General features: G+C 66.0%; 18 protein-coding genes, 1 tRNA gene and 1 pseudogene. 10 read left to right on the forward strand and 10 right to left on the reverse strand.

The annotated features are described in order from the left end of the window. Positions 1 to 274: 274 nt before the first annotated feature. From AC3WJE_RS15380 to AC3WJE_RS15400, 5 genes and pseudogenes are all read right to left on the reverse strand, one after another. Complete coding sequence (locus AC3WJE_RS15380) at positions 275 to 1,180, reverse strand: dihydrodipicolinate synthase family protein (protein ID WP_493731695.1); 906 nt, start codon at positions 1,178 to 1,180, stop codon at positions 275 to 277. Beyond that, positions 1,177 to 2,532: pseudogene (locus AC3WJE_RS15385) on the reverse strand (FAD-dependent oxidoreductase); the annotation flags it as partial. The pseudogene AC3WJE_RS15385 and the gene AC3WJE_RS15380, both read right to left, overlap by 4 nt. A gap of 4 nt (positions 2,533 to 2,536) precedes the next feature. Next, the gene (locus AC3WJE_RS15390; RefSeq protein ID WP_493731696.1) at positions 2,537 to 2,794 is read right to left on the reverse strand and encodes a (2Fe-2S)-binding protein; all 258 of its coding nucleotides are present in this window, start codon (positions 2,792 to 2,794) and stop codon (positions 2,537 to 2,539) included. Further along, entirely contained in the window at positions 2,791 to 3,921 is a 1,131-nt protein-coding gene (locus AC3WJE_RS15395) for an NAD(P)/FAD-dependent oxidoreductase (protein WP_493731697.1), read from the reverse strand. The genes AC3WJE_RS15390 and AC3WJE_RS15395 overlap by 4 nt, the downstream gene beginning before the upstream one ends. Then, a complete protein-coding gene (locus AC3WJE_RS15400; RefSeq protein ID WP_493731698.1) occupies positions 3,903 to 4,841 on the reverse strand; it encodes a proline racemase family protein in 939 nt (312 codons plus the stop codon). The genes AC3WJE_RS15395 and AC3WJE_RS15400 overlap by 19 nt, the downstream gene beginning before the upstream one ends. Before the next feature lie 172 nt (positions 4,842 to 5,013). Between AC3WJE_RS15400 and AC3WJE_RS15405 the strand changes: the two genes are divergently transcribed. The 5 genes from AC3WJE_RS15405 to AC3WJE_RS15425 all read left to right on the forward strand — a co-directional run bounded on the left by AC3WJE_RS15405 (position 5,014) and on the right by AC3WJE_RS15425 (position 9,769). Next, positions 5,014 to 5,721, forward strand: a complete 708-nt coding sequence (locus AC3WJE_RS15405; protein ID WP_493731699.1) for a helix-turn-helix domain-containing protein — start codon at positions 5,014 to 5,016, stop codon at positions 5,719 to 5,721. Positions 5,722 to 5,869: 148 nt separating this feature from the next. Beyond that, positions 5,870 to 6,850 carry an MBL fold metallo-hydrolase gene (locus AC3WJE_RS15410; protein WP_493731700.1) on the forward strand — a complete coding sequence of 327 codons (981 nt, stop codon included), beginning with the start codon at positions 5,870 to 5,872 and terminating at the stop codon, positions 6,848 to 6,850. A gap of 75 nt (positions 6,851 to 6,925) precedes the next feature. Then, positions 6,926 to 8,242 (forward strand): signal recognition particle-docking protein FtsY, encoded by a 1,317-nt coding sequence (gene ftsY, locus AC3WJE_RS15415; protein ID WP_493731701.1) that lies wholly within the window; start codon positions 6,926 to 6,928, stop codon positions 8,240 to 8,242. Between the two features lie 167 nt (positions 8,243 to 8,409). Continuing rightward, entirely contained in the window at positions 8,410 to 9,468 is a 1,059-nt protein-coding gene (mutY, locus tag AC3WJE_RS15420) for an A/G-specific adenine glycosylase (RefSeq protein ID WP_493731702.1), read from the forward strand. A 25-nt stretch (positions 9,469 to 9,493) separates the two neighbouring features. After that, positions 9,494 to 9,769 carry an oxidative damage protection protein gene (locus AC3WJE_RS15425; RefSeq protein WP_493731703.1) on the forward strand — a complete coding sequence of 92 codons (276 nt, stop codon included), beginning with the start codon at positions 9,494 to 9,496 and terminating at the stop codon, positions 9,767 to 9,769. 21 nt (positions 9,770 to 9,790) lie between these two features. Here the strand turns inward: AC3WJE_RS15425 and AC3WJE_RS15430 are convergent, their stop codons facing one another. The 3 genes from AC3WJE_RS15430 to AC3WJE_RS15440 all read right to left on the reverse strand — a co-directional run bounded on the left by AC3WJE_RS15430 (position 9,791) and on the right by AC3WJE_RS15440 (position 10,840). Then, on the reverse strand, positions 9,791 to 10,249 hold the full coding sequence (locus AC3WJE_RS15430; protein ID WP_493731704.1) for a DUF6491 family protein: 459 nt from the start codon (positions 10,247 to 10,249) through the stop codon (positions 9,791 to 9,793). Between the two features lie 86 nt (positions 10,250 to 10,335). Further along, positions 10,336 to 10,557 (reverse strand): hypothetical protein, encoded by a 222-nt coding sequence (locus AC3WJE_RS15435; RefSeq protein ID WP_493731705.1) that lies wholly within the window; start codon positions 10,555 to 10,557, stop codon positions 10,336 to 10,338. A gap of 1 nt (position 10,558) precedes the next feature. Beyond that, positions 10,559 to 10,840, reverse strand: a complete 282-nt coding sequence (locus AC3WJE_RS15440) for a hypothetical protein (protein WP_493731706.1) — start codon at positions 10,838 to 10,840, stop codon at positions 10,559 to 10,561. 648 nt (positions 10,841 to 11,488) lie between these two features. Between AC3WJE_RS15440 and AC3WJE_RS15445 the strand changes: the two genes are divergently transcribed. The 3 genes from AC3WJE_RS15445 (at position 11,489) to AC3WJE_RS15455 (ending at position 12,474) form a co-directional block, all read left to right on the forward strand. Next, positions 11,489 to 11,770: a YkgJ family cysteine cluster protein gene (locus AC3WJE_RS15445; RefSeq protein WP_493731736.1), complete on the forward strand. Its 282-nt coding sequence runs from the start codon at positions 11,489 to 11,491 to the stop codon at positions 11,768 to 11,770. A gap of 74 nt (positions 11,771 to 11,844) precedes the next feature. Next, a complete protein-coding gene (locus AC3WJE_RS15450) occupies positions 11,845 to 11,988 on the forward strand; it encodes a hypothetical protein (protein WP_493731707.1) in 144 nt (47 codons plus the stop codon). Between the two features lie 9 nt (positions 11,989 to 11,997). Then, positions 11,998 to 12,474, forward strand: coding sequence for a YaiI/YqxD family protein (locus AC3WJE_RS15455; protein ID WP_493731708.1), 477 nt, complete (start codon positions 11,998 to 12,000; stop codon positions 12,472 to 12,474). Positions 12,475 to 12,561: 87 nt separating this feature from the next. Here AC3WJE_RS15455 and AC3WJE_RS15460 read toward each other — a convergent pair whose 3' ends face one another. Both AC3WJE_RS15460 and AC3WJE_RS15465 read right to left on the reverse strand, forming a co-directional pair. Next, on the reverse strand, positions 12,562 to 12,771 hold the full coding sequence (locus AC3WJE_RS15460) for a cold-shock protein (protein WP_493731709.1): 210 nt from the start codon (positions 12,769 to 12,771) through the stop codon (positions 12,562 to 12,564). A 320-nt stretch (positions 12,772 to 13,091) separates the two neighbouring features. Next, positions 13,092 to 13,167, reverse strand: a tRNA-Phe gene (locus tag AC3WJE_RS15465). A gap of 484 nt (positions 13,168 to 13,651) precedes the next feature. Between AC3WJE_RS15465 and AC3WJE_RS15470 the strand changes: the two genes are divergently transcribed. Then, positions 13,652 to 14,125: an LEA/WHy family protein gene (locus AC3WJE_RS15470; RefSeq protein WP_493731710.1), complete on the forward strand. Its 474-nt coding sequence runs from the start codon at positions 13,652 to 13,654 to the stop codon at positions 14,123 to 14,125. 45 nt (positions 14,126 to 14,170) lie between these two features. Further along, positions 14,171 to 15,958: an acyl-CoA dehydrogenase C-terminal domain-containing protein gene (locus AC3WJE_RS15475; RefSeq protein ID WP_493731711.1), complete on the forward strand. Its 1,788-nt coding sequence runs from the start codon at positions 14,171 to 14,173 to the stop codon at positions 15,956 to 15,958. Positions 15,959 to 15,974: the final 16 nt, after the last annotated feature.

Consider the following 15,974-nt stretch of genomic DNA (forward strand, 5'->3'; position numbering starts at 1 on the left):
CATAAACCTCGTTGCACTGGATCATTCCCTTCCCCCGCATGCGGGAGAAAGTGCCCCGAAGGGGCGGATGAGGGGCACCGCAGAAAACCTGCGGAAGCCACCACGACAAACGCGTCGCCACACGCCAGCAAGCAAAACCATCGCGGAACGCACGCAAGCCCGGATTGTTCACCATCCGGGCGCGTGGCGACGCATTTCATCTCACGGACAGCGACGCTTCCTTGCGGCACCCCTCACCCCTGCCCCTCTCCCGCGCGCGGGAGAGGGGCTTGTTTCACAGCTTCGGCGCAGTCGCGATCGCGTGATCGATCACCTTCAGCGCAGCCTCGCGCTCGGCACCTTCGATCACCAGACGCGGTGCACGCACGGTCTCGCTGCCCAGGTCGACCTTCGCCTGCACCAGCTTGATCAGCTGCACGAACTTCGGCACGGTGTCCAGGCGCAGCAGCGGCAGGAACCAGTTGTACAGCTCCGCCGCAGCCTTGTAGCCGCCGTCGCGAGCCAGTTCGAACAGCTTCACCGACTCGACCGGATAGGCGTTGACCAGGCCGGCGATCCAGCCCTCGGCGCCCATCGCCAGGCCTTCGACGATCGCATCGTCCATGCCGACCAGCAGCACCAGACGCTCGCCCAGCAGTTCCTTGATCGCGGCGAAGCGACGGACTTCGCCGGAGGATTCCTTGACTGCCTGCAGGTTCGGGAACCCGCTGGCCAGCTGCGCGATCTGCGTCGGCAGGATGTCGGTGCGGTAGGCCACCGGGTTGTTGTAGAGGATGCACGGCAGGTCGGTCGCACCCAGCACCGCACGCGCATGGGCAGAAGCCTCGTGCCAGTCGGAGGTGTAGACGTAGACCGGCAGCACCATCAGGCCGCCGGCACCGGCCGCCTTGGCCGCCTGCGCCAGCTTCACCGCCTCGGCGGTGGACAGCGAGGCGATACCCGGCACCACCGGCACGCGGTCGCCGACCGCCTTCACCAGGGTCTCGATGATCGCGACCTTCTCGTCGAAGCTCAGCGTGGCGGCTTCGCCGAGCGAGCCCAGCGGGACGATCGCGGTGGAGCCGGCATCGACCAGCTGCTTGGCGTGCTTGGCGAGGAACGCGTGGTCGACGCTGCCGTCGGCGTGGAACGGCGTGGTGATCGCGGGCAGGACGCCCTTCCAGAAAGTGGCATTGCTCATGGCTGTGTCTCTTGCGGTTCGTGGGTAGTTGAAAACCCGCACATGGATGTGCGGGCTCTTCCGAGGGACTCGGAGTTATCGGAGTTGAAGGAATCGGCCAGCGCCGCGAGGCGGACCGGGAACAGAGGCGGCCGGCGGCCACCGTCGGAAGAAGTTTCAGGGCGGCTTACGCCCAGCTCGGCCAGCGCGGTACCGCAGATGCGGCCCTGGCAGGCGCCCATGCCGCAGCGCGAGACCAGCTTGGCGTCACGCGCATCGGCGATGCCCTGCACCGCGCTCAATGGCACGTCCTCGCAGCGGCACACCAGCGTGTCGGGTGTGGTCAGTGCGTGGATGCGCGGGTCGAGCGCGAAGGTTTCATGCAGCAGCGTGGCGAAGGCGCGCGCATGCCGACGGCGCTCCTTCAATGCGCGTGCGGCGGTTTCGGCGCCGGCGGCCATGTGCCCGGCCATCGCGCCTTCGACCAGCGCGCAGTCGCGACCGCCGATGCCGAGTGCTTCGCCTGCCGCGAACACGCAACTCACACTGGTACGCAGCAGCTCGTCGGCCAGCACACGCGGATGCCGTCCGACCGATTCGAGCTGGCAACCCAGCAGTTGCGCCAGTTCAGTGTTGGGCACCAGTCCGTAACCGACCGCGAGCTGGTCGCAGGCAATGCGCTCACGCCCGCGTGGTCCTTCGATCTCGACCTCGCGCAGCGCGTCATCGCCATGCGCGGCGACCACCACGCTGCCGGTGCGATAGGCCACGCTGGCCAAGCGCGCACGCAGCGCCAGTGCCTGCACCGCCTTGCCCGGCCAACGCGGCAAGCGCAGTGCGAAATCGCGCAGCGCACGCGCCGATGCCTGTTCGTGGATGCCCAGCACCTGCGCGCCATGCGAATGCAGTGTCGCCGCCGCCGCCAATAGCAGCGGCCCGCTGCCGGCCACCAGCGCGCGCTTGCCGCGCAGTGGCCAGCCCTGCTTGGCCAGCGCCTGCGCACCACCGGCACCGGTCACGCCCGGCAGCGTCCAGCCCGGAAACGGCAGCAGCAACTCACGCGCACCGGTGGCCAGCACCAGCGCGCGATAGCGCAATTGCAGCGGTCCGCGTGGGCCCTCGGCCAGCAGCCAACCCGGCTGTGCCAGTGTCACCTGGGTGCGCGACAGCCATTCCACGCCGGGCATCGCCAGTGTCGCGAGCGCACGCTGCGCCATCGCCGGCACGCCCTGTTCGATATCGTGCCGCCACACCTGCCCGCCCGCACGCGGCTGCGCATCGACCAGGCCGACACGCGCGCCATGCGATGCAGCCGCACGTGCCGCCGCCAGTCCGGCCGGACCGGCGCCGATCACCAGAACGTCGTAGTGATGAGCTCTATTCATCGGTCTGCTCATCGGTCTGCACCCGCATGCCTGCACGCACCGGCGTCATGCATGCACGCATCTGCGCCACGCCATCGATCCACACGCGACATTCGAAACACACGCCCATGCCGCACAACGGCGCACGCGGCTGACCCTCACGCGAGCGCCGGAACGGCACGCCGAGCGTCGCCACCGCCGCCGCCACACTGGCACCAGCGGGGACATCCACTTGCCGGCCATTTACTTCAAGACGGACCAGATCCCTCATGCCGACGCTCCCTGCAGCGCGCGCGCCGGCAGGTACGGCGTCGGGTCGATCGCCGGCACACGCCCGAGCAGGCTGTCCACGATCAATCGCGCACTGCCCAGCGCAGTGGTGACGCCAAGCCCTTCATGACCGGCTGCGACCCAGACATCGCGACGTCCCGCCACCGGGCCCAGATACGGGCGTCCGTCCGGCGTGGCCGGTCGCAACCCGGTCCAGATCCGGATCGCCTGCAGCTCGCGCAACACCGGCAGGAACGAAAAAGCACGCTGCAGCATCTGCCGCAGCAGTGGCAACGACAGCTCGCGATCGACCGCGCCGAACTCGCGCGATGAACCGATCAGGATCTGCCCAGTAGGACGCGGCTGCACGTTGAAAGCCACGCTGCTGTCGGCATCGCCATGCGCGGAGTCGGCATAGCCCAGTTCCAGCAGTTGATGATGGATCAGCCCGGGATAGCGATCGGTGATCGCCAACTGGCCCTTGCGCGGCCGCAGCACCAGTTCCGGCAGCAGCCGCGGCAATTCCACGCCAGTGGCAACCAGCACCGGCCCTGACAGCGTGCTGCCATCGTCCAGGCGCACGCCGTCGTCCAGCAGTTCGATCACGCGCCGGCCGGCGTACAGCGTGGCACCCGCCTGCGTTGCCAGTCCGAGCAGGTAATGCGCCATCCGCGGCGGATACACCACCGCTTCGTTCGGCACCCGCATGCCGCCGGCCAGGCCGGGCACCAGGTGCGGTTCCAGTTCGTAGAGCTGGCGCGCATCGACCGGCTCGGCGCTCAGGCCCGCCGTCGCCAGCCGCGCGATCTTGGCCGGTACCGCCGCCAGTTCGCGCTCGTCGCGCGCCACCCACAACGTGCCGCAACGGCTGAATTCGGCCTCCGGCAGCGTCGCGTAGCGTTCCCACAGGCGCAGCGAGTACGCCGACAACGCCAGCTCGGCCGGATCGTCGTCCATCGCCACCAGATGCCCCATCGCCGCCGCCGTGGCGCCGCCGCCGACCGGGCCCGGCTCGACGATCGCCACGCGCAGCCCTTCGCCCGCCGCCGCCTCGGCACAAGCCGCGCCGACAATGCCGGCGCCGACGACGATGAGGTCGTAGCCGATCATCAGATCCGGATACCCCACGCGAACGGATCCGCCGGATCGATCAGCAGTTGCGAACGCGCCGTGATGTACGCGGTGCCGGCAATGCGCGGCGCGATGCCACGCCCGGCGGCGCGATAGCTGCCTTCGAACACGCTGCCGAGAATGCCCTGCTGCAGCCACACCTCGCCTTCGGCCAGCTTGCCGTCCGCAGCCAGGCACGCCAGCTTGGCGCTGGTGCCGGTGCCGCACGGCGAACGATCGTAGGCCAAGCCCGGGCACAGTACGAAGTTGCGGGCCTGCCCGCTGCCGTCCGGCGCCGGGCCGTTGACCTCGATATGGTCGATCTCGCCACCGTCCGCCCCGGTGATGCCGGCCGCTTCCAGCGCCTGCCGAATCGCCTCGGTGTAGGTGGTCAGCTCGCGCTGATGCGCCAGGTCGAGCGCGCACGGCGACTGCTCGGTGATGTAGAACCAGTTGCCGCCCCAGGCGATGTCGCCGCGCACTTCGCCATGCCCCGGCACCTGCACCGGCACGCCCTGCGCATGGCGGTAACTCTCGACGTTGTCGATCGCCACCTGCCCGTCCGCGTCCAGATCCACGCCGACCGTACCGACCGGCGTCTCGATGAAATGGCGACCCGGCTGGATCCGCCCCAGGTGCTGCAACGTGCGCACCACGCCGATCGTGCCGTGGCCGCACATGCCCAGGTAGCCGACGTTGTTGAAGAAAATCACCCCGGTGCAGGCACGCGGATCGCGCGCCGGCAGCAGCAGCGCGCCGACCATCGTGTCCGAGCCCCTCGGCTCGCAGGCGATCGCACTGCGCCAATGGTCGAATTCGGCACGGAAACGGTCGCGGCATTCGGCCAGGTCGCCGTCGCCCAATTCAGGGAAGCCGGCAAGCACGACACGGGTCGGTTCGCCGGCGGTGTGGGAGTCGATCACGTCGATGATGTGCATGCCGCCATGCTCACATTCGGCGCCCAATCCCGACTAGCGGAGAATGCCGGCGGGAAATGCGGAAATCCGCATAACACGCGATTGCGTGAACGGCCACGGTTTGCGCTAGCATCGAGCAGCCGGTCACACCCGGCAATCCCATCCTCGTACCAGCGCAACGCCAGAGAACACGATGGAACTCAACCTGCCCGCCCTCGAGATGCAGACGCTGTTCGACGCGCTCCCGGACGTGGTGTTCTTCGTCAAGGATCGGGAAGGCCGCTACACCCATTGCAACCTCACCCTGGTGCGCCGGCTCGGGCGCAAGCAGCGCAGCGAGGTCATCGGCCGCCTGCCGCTGGAAGTGTTCCCGATGACACTCGGTGGCAGCTACATCATGCAGGACCGTCGCGTGCTGTGCGGCGAGCTGATCGACAACCAGCTGGAGATGCACCTGTACCCGAATCGCATGCCGGGCTGGGCACTGACGTTCAAGCGTCCGCTGGTCGACGGCGATGAGGTGATCGGCATCATCGGCGTGTCGCGCGACCTCGGCCAGCCCGACAGCAAGCACTCCGCCTACGAGCGCTTGAACCGGGTGATGGAATACATGCAGGCCAGCTTCGGCGACAACGTGCGCGTGCAGACGCTGGCCGATCTCGCCGGCCTGTCGGTCGCGCAACTGGAGCGGCATTTCCGCCGGGTATTTCAAGTTACGCCGCAGCAGTTGCTGACCAAGCTGCGCATCGAGGCGGCCATGCGCTTGCTGCATGGCGAAGACAGCATCGCTTCGATCGGCCAGCACTGTGGCTTTGCCGATCAGAGCGCGTTTGCAAGGCAATTCAAGGCCACCGTCGGCATGACCCCACGCGACTACCGCACTCTGAAAGGACAGCTGTAATCGCGTTGCCGGTGGCGCAGATGCGCAGAACTGCCGAATCCATCGCTGCTCGCACACCTCAGCCACGCGATCCGCCGTGCCTCGCACGCTGCCACGCTGACACCCGTATCAGACCCGTTGCCGTGCCCATCGCCAGGAGTTCTCCCGCATGACGTTCTTCGAGCGCGACCACTCGCGTCGCGATCTGCTCCGCAATGCATTGGCGGCGGCCAGCCTGGTTCCACTGGGCGGCCTGCGTGCAGCCATCGCACCAGCACCCATCACTTCCGGCGACAACACGTCCGCGGCCACGCAACTGGTGCTGCTCGGCACCAAGGGCGGCCCGACTCCGTCCACGCTGCGCGCCGCACCCGCCAACGCATTGCTGATCGAAGGCCAGCCCTATCTGATCGACTGCGGCAACGGCGTCGCCCAGCAACTGGCCAAGGCCGGCATCGCGCTGCCGTCGCTGCGCGACATCTTCCTGACCCACCACCACTCCGATCACAACGCCGACCTGCTCAACGTCGTCTGGCTCGCCTGGGCCAGCGGCTTGAACACACCGGTGCACCTGTACGGCCCGCCCGGCATCGCGCAGATGATCGACGCCTTCGTCGAAATGAACGCGATCGACATCCAGGCGCGCATCCGCGAGGAAGGCCGGCCGCCGTTCCGGCCGCTGCTGCACGCGCACGAGTTCGACGCACCCGGCATCGTGCTGGAGAACGCCCAGGTCAAGGTGAGCTGCTCGCTGGTCGACCACTACACGCTCAAGCCGGCCTTCGCGTACCGCTTCGATGCCCGCGACCGCAGCGTGGTCTTCTCCGGCGATACCGCCTACCACCCGGCGCTGGCCGACTTCGCCAAGGACGTGGACGTGCTGGTCCACGAAGTGATGTACCTGCCGGCGCTGGAAAAACTGCTCCGCACCATCGACAACGCCCCCACCCTGCTCGACCACCTGGTCAAGAGCCACAGCACCAGCGAGGACGCAGGCCGGATCGCCGCCGCGGCTGGCGCGAAGATGCTGGTGCTGAACCACTTCGTCCCCGGCGGCGACCCGGCGATCACCGACGAAATGTGGACCGAGGGCGCGCGCAAGGTCTACAGCGGCCCGATCGTGGTCGGGCGTGATCTGATGCGGATATAGACCTCCCGCCCCCCGGCGCACGGCTCGCCTCAGCCCGGGTGGTAGCATGTCGGTCTGTTCAAGTCCCCCTGCCCGATGCTCAGTTTTTTCCGCCGCAAGAAGCCCCAGGACGCCGCCGGCGACCCGCCACGGACCTCGCATTACAGCTCTGACGACCTGGCTGCCGCGTTCCCGCAGGCGCCTTCAGCTCCCGAGTCGGAAGCCCCGGTCGAAACGCCCGCACAGCTGGCAAGCCCCCCCCAGTCGCCGGTTACCGCAACCGTCGCAGAGGTCAGCGAGACCCAGCCGACTCCAGTCGTGCCGACGGAGGTGACACCGGCTGCCGCAGCGCCTGAAGCGTTCACTGCAACACCGGCTCCAACCGCGGCGATTCCTGATACCGCGCCGGCCATCGTCCCACCCGCGCAGCTCCCCATCGCCGCATCCGACGATGCCCTGATACCCGCCGACGCCGCACCCGCCGCCTCGGCCGGCAAACCCGGCTGGCGCGAACGCCTGCGCAACAGCACCTTCGCACGCAGCTTCGGCGGCCTGTTCTCGCGCAACCCGCGCCTGGACGATGACCTGCTCGACGAGATCGAGACCGCGCTGATCACCGCCGACGTCGGCGTACCGGCCACGACCGCCCTGATCGAAGACCTGCGCAAGCGCATGAAGGCGCGCGAGTTCACTGACGCCAACGCCCTGCTGGCCGCGCTGCGCGCCGACCTGATCGGCATGCTGCGGCCGGTGTCCAAGCCGCTGCTGATCAACCACGACGCCAAACCGTTCGTGGTGCTGACCGTCGGCGTCAACGGCGTCGGCAAGACCACCACCATCGGCAAGCTCTCCAAGCGCTTCAAGGACGAGGGCCACAGCCTGATGCTGGCCGCCGGCGACACCTTCCGCGCCGCCGCAGTCGCCCAATTGCAGGCCTGGGGCGAACGCAACGGCGTGACCGTGATCGCGCAGGGCCAGAACGCCGACGCTGCCTCGGTCGCCTTTGATGCACTGCAGGCTGCCAAGGCGCGCGGCACGCAGGTCCTGATCGCCGACACCGCCGGCCGCCTGCACACCCAGACCGGCCTGATGAACGAGCTGGGCAAGATCCGCCGTGTGCTTGGCAAGCTCGACCCCGATGCCCCGCACGAAGTGCTGATGGTGATCGACGGCACCACCGGCCAGAACGCGCTCTCGCAACTGCGCCAGTTCCATGCCGCAGTCACCGTCACCGGCCTGGTCGTGACCAAGCTCGACGGCACCGCCAAGGGCGGCGTGGTGTTCGCGCTGGCACGCGAGTTCGGCATCCCGATCCGCTTCGCCGGCATCGGCGAACGCCCGGAAGACCTGCGCGTATTCGACCCGGAAGCCTTCGTCGACGCCCTGCTGCCCGAGGCGCTGGGCAGCACCTGAGTACCTCGGCCCATGCTTGTCATGTCGGCCCATGCTTGCCATGTAGGAGCGGCTTCAGCCGCGATGGGCTTTACCGACAACGCCGCCACGATGGGCTTTACCGGTAAAGCCCATCGCGGCTGAAGCCGCTCCTACACACCCGCAGACACATCGCACCGCCCGCCAGCATGAGCCAGCCCCCCATCCCCTACGCCCACCGCCTGCTCGCCTGGTTCGACCAGCACGGCCGCCACGACCTGCCCTGGCAGCATCCACGGACGCCGTACCGCGTCTGGCTGTCGGAAATCATGCTGCAGCAGACCCAGGTCGCCACGGTGATCCCGTACTTCCTGCGCTTCATCGAACGCTTCCCGGCCCTGCCCGACCTCGCCGCCGCCTCCACCGACGAGGTGATGGCGCACTGGGCCGGCCTGGGCTACTACGCCCGTGCCCGCAACCTGCACGCCGCCGCCAAGGCCTGCGTCGAACATCACGGCGGCGACCTGCCCCACGACTTCGAAGCGCTGCATGCACTGCCCGGCATCGGCCGCAGCACCGCCGCAGCGATTCTTTCGCAAGCCTGGAACGACCGTTTCCCGATCCTGGACGGCAACGTCAAGCGCGTGCTCGCGCGCTACCACGGCATCACCGGCTGGCCCGGTCTGCCGGCAGTGGAAAAACAGCTGTGGGCCCAGGCCGAGACACACGTCGAACAGGTGCCCGCTGGCCGCATGGCCGACTACACCCAGGCGCAGATGGATTTCGGCGCCACCCTGTGTACCCGTGCCAAGCCCGCCTGCGTGCTGTGTCCGCTGCAGGACAGCTGCATCGCACGCCGCGAAGGCCAGGTCGAAGCCTTGCCCACGCCCAAGCCCGGCAAGCAACTGCCTGAGCGTGAGGCGATCGCGTTGCTGCTGGAAAACAGCGCCGGCGAGATGCTGCTGCAACGCCGTCCACCCACCGGCATCTGGGCTTCGTTGTGGACGCTGCCGCAAGCCGACACCGAAGCCGGCCTGCGCGAATGGTTCGCCCGCGAGATCAAGGGCGACTACGACGCAGCCGAAACATTGCCGCTGATCGTCCACACCTTCAGCCATTACCGGCTGTACCTGCAGCCATTGCGTCTGCGCAAGGTCGCCCCGCGCGACGCAGTGCGCGACAATGACGATCTGCGCTGGGTGGCGCGCGCCGACCTCGTCGCGCTCGGCCTCCCGGCCCCGATCCGCAAACTGCTCGACGGCCTGTAGCGCGTCGACGCGCAAGGACCCACGAATGCCCCGCACCGTCTTCTGCCAATACGAACAACGCGAAACCGAAGGCCTGGACTACGTCCCCTATCCCGGCGAACTGGGCAAGCGCGTGTTCGAACAGATCGGCAAGACCGGCTGGACCGCGTGGCTGGCCCACCAGACCATGCTGATCAACGAGAACCGGCTGTCGCCACGCGATCCCAAGCATCGCGCGTTCCTCGAGGAACAGCTGCAGAAGTTCCTGTTCGTACGTGATGCCGAGAAACCCGCCGGCTACGTGGCACCCGACGCGGAGTGAACCGCACCGGCAGCGGTCATCTCAATGACCGTCGCCGTTCTGCTGCTGGGCCCGCTCCTCGACCCTGGCTTCACGTAGTTGCTGTTCGGACAGCTTCAGCGCCTTCACGTCCAATGGCCGGATGCTCTGGATCCGGCAGGGAATGCGGATGCTGCGCGGCCCGCCAAGCACGATCACATCGTCAAAGCGCGCCGATACGCGGCCCATCATGTTGGTGATCGAGATCGTCGACACATAGTCCAGGTCGTTGCACGGCCCGGCCAGCTCCAGCAGATAGGCGGTCCCTGGCTTGGTCCACACCGCCAGTGCGGCATCGCCCAGATTGCTCCAGCCATTGAGGCTGCCGAAGTACTGGAAATCCTTGACCGGCGCACCGGCGTGCGCCCGATACAGGTCCAGCCGCTCCTGATCGGAAAGTCGCCCGGTCGCGCACCCGGCCAGCAGCGACACCGCAAGCGCCACACTCCACGCCTTGTTCATTGCCCACCTCAGGGCGTCTCAGGTGGGCTCAGCCTGCGCCCGTCACGCCGGATACGACGTGAACCTGCCGACGTTGCCAGATGCCTTCATTCCTTCCCGTCATTCGAAGCAAGCTCGCCTGGAGCGGCGGTGCCGGCTGCCAACGCTTCCGATCTGGCGAGGGTACGACGCAGGGCCGGCGTATTGCCCAACACCTCGATCGTTCCACCGGACTTCTGGAAAGCATCGATCTGCTCACTGAGACTCTTCTCGGAGATCCTCACCGACGATGCCTTGCTGGACGCGTGATGATTCTTGTAATGGGCCATCTCAATTTGACTCCTCGAAACGGAAATCGATGTTCCTGGCACACTCCAGAATCTGCTTTTCGGAGGTGGCCACTGCCTTCAGCGCGCAGAGCCAGGAACGGGCCAAAGCACTGTCGCCAAGCAGCTCGCCCAGATCCGATACCAGACATTCGGCACATTGGCCGCCGTCGGGACTGAGCAGATCGCACCCTGTACAAGCCGCAAGTTCGACAGCCGGACGCGGACGCAGTTGGTAAACGACCCTCATCATCAGGTCGATGACAGCGCTGCTGGCGGAACACATTCGGAAGCGCCCCTCGGAACGGAAGCAAACCGCAACCCGGCCCTTGGGTGACCGCACATCGACTTGTCTTGAAGGCCTGGGTCACTGCTTGCGAAGAACAAGCGGCACGACGTCGAATGCGATCAACGGAGCCCAGGAAGAAATGGAAGGAGGGCGGTCCGATCGACCTTACTCCCCTTTGATCGCAGTTGCCAGCAGACACCCGGCATGCGCTCATCACCATGATTCGTGGTCTCAGCACGAGATGATCCACCCGCTTCCCGCAGCGCAAACCGGGAGCCTGCACACCGCTTGGTGTAGGATGGGCGCCACGAGTCCCTCGCATGCTCTGCGCGTCCCGCACGGCCAACCGGCCCTTCGATTCGCTCCCTTCCACGCGTGATCTGCCCGTTGACGCGGCATGACACCCTCTGGGAGCACCATGCGGGACATTCCACCCACGATGAGCCTGTTCCCCGTCGGCGGACGCATGGATCGTCCTCGTTACTGACCCTGCTCAGCTCAACAAAACTCGCCCTGGCTGAAGCGCACCGCTCCATGGATGGCGATGATCGACCGTTCGCACTGCAGACAACTGCTGCCCCATGTCGCGCCAAACAAACAGATATGAAACCATCCCAAGCCCGTCCCGCCTCTGTTCCCGCCTGCATGAAGTGCGACGCTGTCTGTTGCCGTTTGACCGTGGTCCTGCAGTCGGAAGATCGTATCCCCTCCCACTTCACCACCCACCTTCCCACCGGCCTGCATGTCATGGCCCACGATGAGGAAGGTTGGTGCGTCGCCCTCGATGGCGCACGCATGAACTGCGGAATCTACGAAACCCGGCCCAGCGTATGTCGCCGGTTCGTGATGAACGGGCCGTACTGCAAGGCCGTGCGTTCCGACTATGCCGAGCAACGCAAATCCGGCATCCCCTTGCTCCTGAGATGACCGCCCACCCGCTCCGGGCGTAAGCTGTAACCCGCTCACCCCATCTACCTGCCACCAACCAAAGAGACCTGATCTTGGCCAAACCCAACTACTCCTTCGAGAAGCGCCAGCGCGAAATCGCGAAGAAGAAGCAGCAAGACGAGAAACTCGCGAAGAAAAAGGCTGCGCGCGAGGCCGAGAAAACCGATCAGGCACCCGCACCTACCGACAGCCAGTGACACGCACGAGTGCCCCTGACTGACCCCGGACATGCCGCGCCAAGGATCTGGGTAGACGGAGATGCCTGCCCGGTGGCAATCAAGGACATCCTTTTCCGGGCGGCCGAGCGTGCACGCATCCATCTCACGCTCGTAGCCAACCAACTACTGCGCTGTCCTCGTTCGCCTTACCTGCATTCGCTGCAGGTGCAAGGCGGATTCGACGTGGCAGACAGCGAGATCGTCGAACGCCTGCAGCCCGGCGACCTGGTCATCACCCAGGACATCCCATTGGCCGCACGCGTGATCGAGAAAGGCGGACACGCCCTGGGACCACGCGGCGAGTTCCACACTGCAGGCAATATCACGGAGCGCCTCTCGGTCCGCAATTTCATGGAAGAACTTCGCGGCGCCGGCGTGCAAACAGACGGCCCCGCCGCCTTCAATGCCCGTGATCGCCAGGCCTTCGCCAATCAGCTTGATCGCTGGCTGAGCCGGCATACCTGATACCGCCACGCCGGCCCACGGCAAGTGAAGCAACCACGGCACAAAAAAAAGCCCGGCCTGAGCCGGGCTTTTTTCAACGCAGAAGCGTCAGAGCACCTGGACCTGCTCGGCCTGCATGCCCTTCTGACCATTGACCGCGACGTACGAGACGCGCTGGCCTTCCTGCAGGCTCTTGAAGCCCGAGGACTGGATCGACTTGAAGTGCACGAACAGGTCCGGGCCGCTTTCCGGGCTGATGAAACCGAAGCCCTTGGCGTCGTTGAACCACTTCACGGTACCGGTTTGAGTCTGGGACATCGTTATTCTCCTTGGAGCAAAGTAATTGAAGGCCGCATGGCGGCAGGAGCTGGCTGCAAGGAGGGAAGCGGGTACAACGATGTAGTAAGAATTCATCTACAGCAGCAGGCCACGATTCAATGGTGACCCTTGTAACTCAGCCCCGCCACGGTAGGCTTTCCGAGCGTAGAAAGCAAACAGGCAGCGGCACGATGAACACCGACGGACAGAAAGTTCCGAATGGATAGCGCGCATTCCGCGTTTATAGAATCCGGCTCAAAAACGCTGCAAGACCAGAAAAAATGAAAAGGGCCTGCATCTCTGCAAGCCCTTGAATTTCATGGTGGCCGGGGAGGGAATCGAACCCCCGACACGGGGATTTTCAATCCCCTGCTCTACCAACTGAGCTACCCGGCCACTTCGCCGCAATGCAGTGCCTGCGTTGCGAGGACGCGCATGATAGCGACCACTCGCGGATTGAGCAAGCCTTTGCGTGCAACTTGCCTTCACGACGACAAATTCGGGCGGCTTATCCCCGTCAATGACGCTCCCAACGAAGCACGGAAACGGCGTCAGGATCGCTGCCTAGCACGTCATGCCATGGCACCCGAGCCGACCGATCGGCATCACCAGCGACCACGCCAATATCCCCTACTCATCCAGCCCTCATCGATGAAGACGAACGAACCAGAACGCGTGGCGTCCCTCGCCCTGCAGCGGGGACCGCCGGCCCGGATGTTTCGCACCGCATCGATCGATAAGCAACCTGCTCTTCCCCCTCCCACGCCCGCTGAATCCAAAGCACGCCCAGTCCCCTCGCCCGCCATCGCAGCCCACGCCATCGCCCCATACGCCGTAGTATCCTTGAGGCCGTTTTTCAGCCACCGAGGGGCATGCGGCAATGCGTCTTTACCGAGGCTTGATCCTGGCATTCATCGCGCTGGCATTGACCAGTTGCGGCGGCGGCATGGTGCGACGGGTATCCGAGCCCACCGCCAGCATCCAGCAACTCACCGTGCGGCCCGACGGCAACTGGTCGCTGGAGCTGCGCCTGCAGAACTACAGCAGCATCCCGATGCAGTTCGACCGTGTTTCGCTCGACGTACTGATCGGTGACCAGAGTGCCGGCAAGCTCGATCAGGCGATAGGCATCTCGATCGGTCCGGAAACCGCCGATGTCGTGCAGGTCTCGCTGCAGCCCTCCTCGTTCGCCAAGCTCACCATCGCCGACGTGCTCGCCGGCCGTCGCTCGCTGCCTTACCAATTGAAGGGCAAGGTCTGGGCGACGCCCGAAGAGAAGAAGCAGCGCGAATTCGACATCGATGCACGCAACACGCTCAGTCCGGCCCCAGGCCTGGATGGCGTCCTGCGCTGATCTCCAGTCCGGCCTTACGGACACGCCATAGATTCCAGGATCATCATGAGCAGCTATTCCGCACCCCTTACCGATCTGCGTTTCGCGCTGTACGACGTGCTTGGCACTGAAGCCCTGTTCTCACGCCTGGGCTACACCGAGGCCAGCCGCGACATCATCGATGCGGTGCTTGATGAGGCCGCGCGCTTCACCGGCAACGTGCTGGCACCGCTGAACAGCGTCGGCGACGAGATCGGTTGCGCCTTCGACAAGGGCACCCACGAGGTGACCACGCCACCGGGCTTCAAACAGGCCTACGACCAGTTCGTCGAAGCCGGCTGGACCGGTTTGACCGCATCGCCGGAGGTCGGGGGCCAAGGCCTGCCGCATACGCTGGGCGTGCCACTCAACGAGATGGTCAACGCCGCCAACCTGGCCTGGGGCAACTTCCCGCTGCTCTCGCACGGCGCGGTCGAGGCGTTGAAGCATCATGGCGAAGCCTGGCAGCAGGAGGTCTTCCTCAAGCCGCTGATCGAGGGCCGCTGGACCGGCACGATGTGCCTGACCGAGCCGCACTGCGGCACCGACCTGGGCCTGCTCAAGACCCGCGCCGAACCCAGCGCCGACGGCAGCTACGCGATCACCGGCACCAAGATCTTCATCACCGCCGGCGAGCATGACCTCACCGACAACATCGTCCATCTGGTGCTTGCCAAACTGCCCGATGCGCCGCCTGGCGCGAAAGGCATCTCGCTGTTCGTCACGCCCAAGTTCAAGGTCGGCCGCGATGGCGCCGTCGGCGAGCGCAATGCGCTGCACTGCGGTTCGATCGAACACAAGATGGGCATCAAGGGTTCCGTCACCTGCGTGATGAACTTCGATGGCGCCCAAGGCTGGCTGGTCGGCCAACCGCACAAGGGGCTGCAGGCGATGTTCACCATGATGAACACCGCGCGCCTGGGTGTCGGCCTGCAAGGCATCGGCCTGTCCGAGCGTGCCTACCAGAACGCCTTGCGCTACGCCCGCGAGCGCCTGCAATCGCGTTCGCTGGCGGGCGCGAAATTCCCCGACAAGCCGGCCGACCCGATCATCGTGCAGCCCGACGTGCGCCGCATGCTGCTCACGATCAAGTCGCTGACCGAGGGCAGCCGCCTGCTGGCGCTGCACGCGGCCACGTTGATCGACGTCGCCCACCGCTCGCCGGATCCGGCCGAGCGCGAACGCGCCGATACGCTGGTGAGCTTCCTGACGCCGATCTCCAAGGCCTGCCAGACCGAATGGGCCATCGAGAACACCTACGACGCGCTGCAGTGCTTCGGCGGCCATGGCTACATCCGCGAACACGGCATGGAGCAGTTGGCGCGCGATGCCCGCATCACCACGCTGTACGAAGGCACCACCGGCATCCAGGCGCTGGACCTGATCGGCCGCAAGACCGCTTCGACCCAGGCTGCCGGCCTGAAGCTGTTCCTGGCAGAAGTCGAGGAGTTCGCCCGAGCACACGAAGGCGATGCGGCACTGGCGGAATTCCTCAAGCCGCTGCGCGACAAGGCCAGCGAGTGGGCGATGCTGACCCGCGACGTACTGGAGCGTGCATCGAAGAATCCGGAAGAGCTCGGCGCGGCCAGCTACGACTACCTGTTCTATTCGGGCTACGTGGCCCTGGCCTATTGGTGGGCACGCAGCGTCGCCGCCGCCAACGCTTCCGACCATGGCGAGGATTTCAAGCGCGCCAAACTGGAAACCGCGCGCTTCTACTTCGCTCGCCTCCTGCCGCGCACCTTGTCGCACGCCGCCAATATCCGCGCCGGCGCCAAGTCGCTGATGGCGCTGGATGAGGCGTTGTTTGGCTGACATTCGCTCCCTGTAG

The organism is Pseudomonas sp. GW821-FHT07E12 (assembly GCF_058986605.1).

Excerpts from the sequence above, each read along its gene's own strand:
- AC3WJE_RS15380 (WP_493731695.1), bottom strand. The coding sequence starts at position 1,180 with ATGAGCAATGCCACTTTCTGGAAGGGCGTCCTGCCCGCGATCACCACG.
- AC3WJE_RS15390 (WP_493731696.1), bottom strand. The coding sequence starts at position 2,794 with ATGAGGGATCTGGTCCGTCTTGAAGTAAATGGCCGGCAAGTGGATGTC.
- AC3WJE_RS15400 (WP_493731698.1), bottom strand. The coding sequence starts at position 4,841 with ATGCACATCATCGACGTGATCGACTCCCACACCGCCGGCGAACCGACC.
- AC3WJE_RS15405 (WP_493731699.1), top strand. The coding sequence starts at position 5,014 with ATGGAACTCAACCTGCCCGCCCTCGAGATGCAGACGCTGTTCGACGCG.
- AC3WJE_RS15410 (WP_493731700.1), top strand. The coding sequence starts at position 5,870 with ATGACGTTCTTCGAGCGCGACCACTCGCGTCGCGATCTGCTCCGCAAT.
- ftsY (WP_493731701.1), top strand. The coding sequence starts at position 6,926 with ATGCTCAGTTTTTTCCGCCGCAAGAAGCCCCAGGACGCCGCCGGCGAC.
- mutY (WP_493731702.1), top strand. The coding sequence starts at position 8,410 with ATGAGCCAGCCCCCCATCCCCTACGCCCACCGCCTGCTCGCCTGGTTC.
- AC3WJE_RS15425 (WP_493731703.1), top strand. The coding sequence starts at position 9,494 with ATGCCCCGCACCGTCTTCTGCCAATACGAACAACGCGAAACCGAAGGC.
- AC3WJE_RS15430 (WP_493731704.1), bottom strand. The coding sequence starts at position 10,249 with ATGAACAAGGCGTGGAGTGTGGCGCTTGCGGTGTCGCTGCTGGCCGGG.
- AC3WJE_RS15435 (WP_493731705.1), bottom strand. The coding sequence starts at position 10,557 with ATGGCCCATTACAAGAATCATCACGCGTCCAGCAAGGCATCGTCGGTG.
- AC3WJE_RS15440 (WP_493731706.1), bottom strand. The coding sequence starts at position 10,840 with ATGTGTTCCGCCAGCAGCGCTGTCATCGACCTGATGATGAGGGTCGTT.
- AC3WJE_RS15445 (WP_493731736.1), top strand. The coding sequence starts at position 11,489 with ATGAAGTGCGACGCTGTCTGTTGCCGTTTGACCGTGGTCCTGCAGTCG.
- AC3WJE_RS15460 (WP_493731709.1), bottom strand. The coding sequence starts at position 12,771 with ATGTCCCAGACTCAAACCGGTACCGTGAAGTGGTTCAACGACGCCAAG.
- AC3WJE_RS15470 (WP_493731710.1), top strand. The coding sequence starts at position 13,652 with ATGCGTCTTTACCGAGGCTTGATCCTGGCATTCATCGCGCTGGCATTG.
- AC3WJE_RS15475 (WP_493731711.1), top strand. The coding sequence starts at position 14,171 with ATGAGCAGCTATTCCGCACCCCTTACCGATCTGCGTTTCGCGCTGTAC.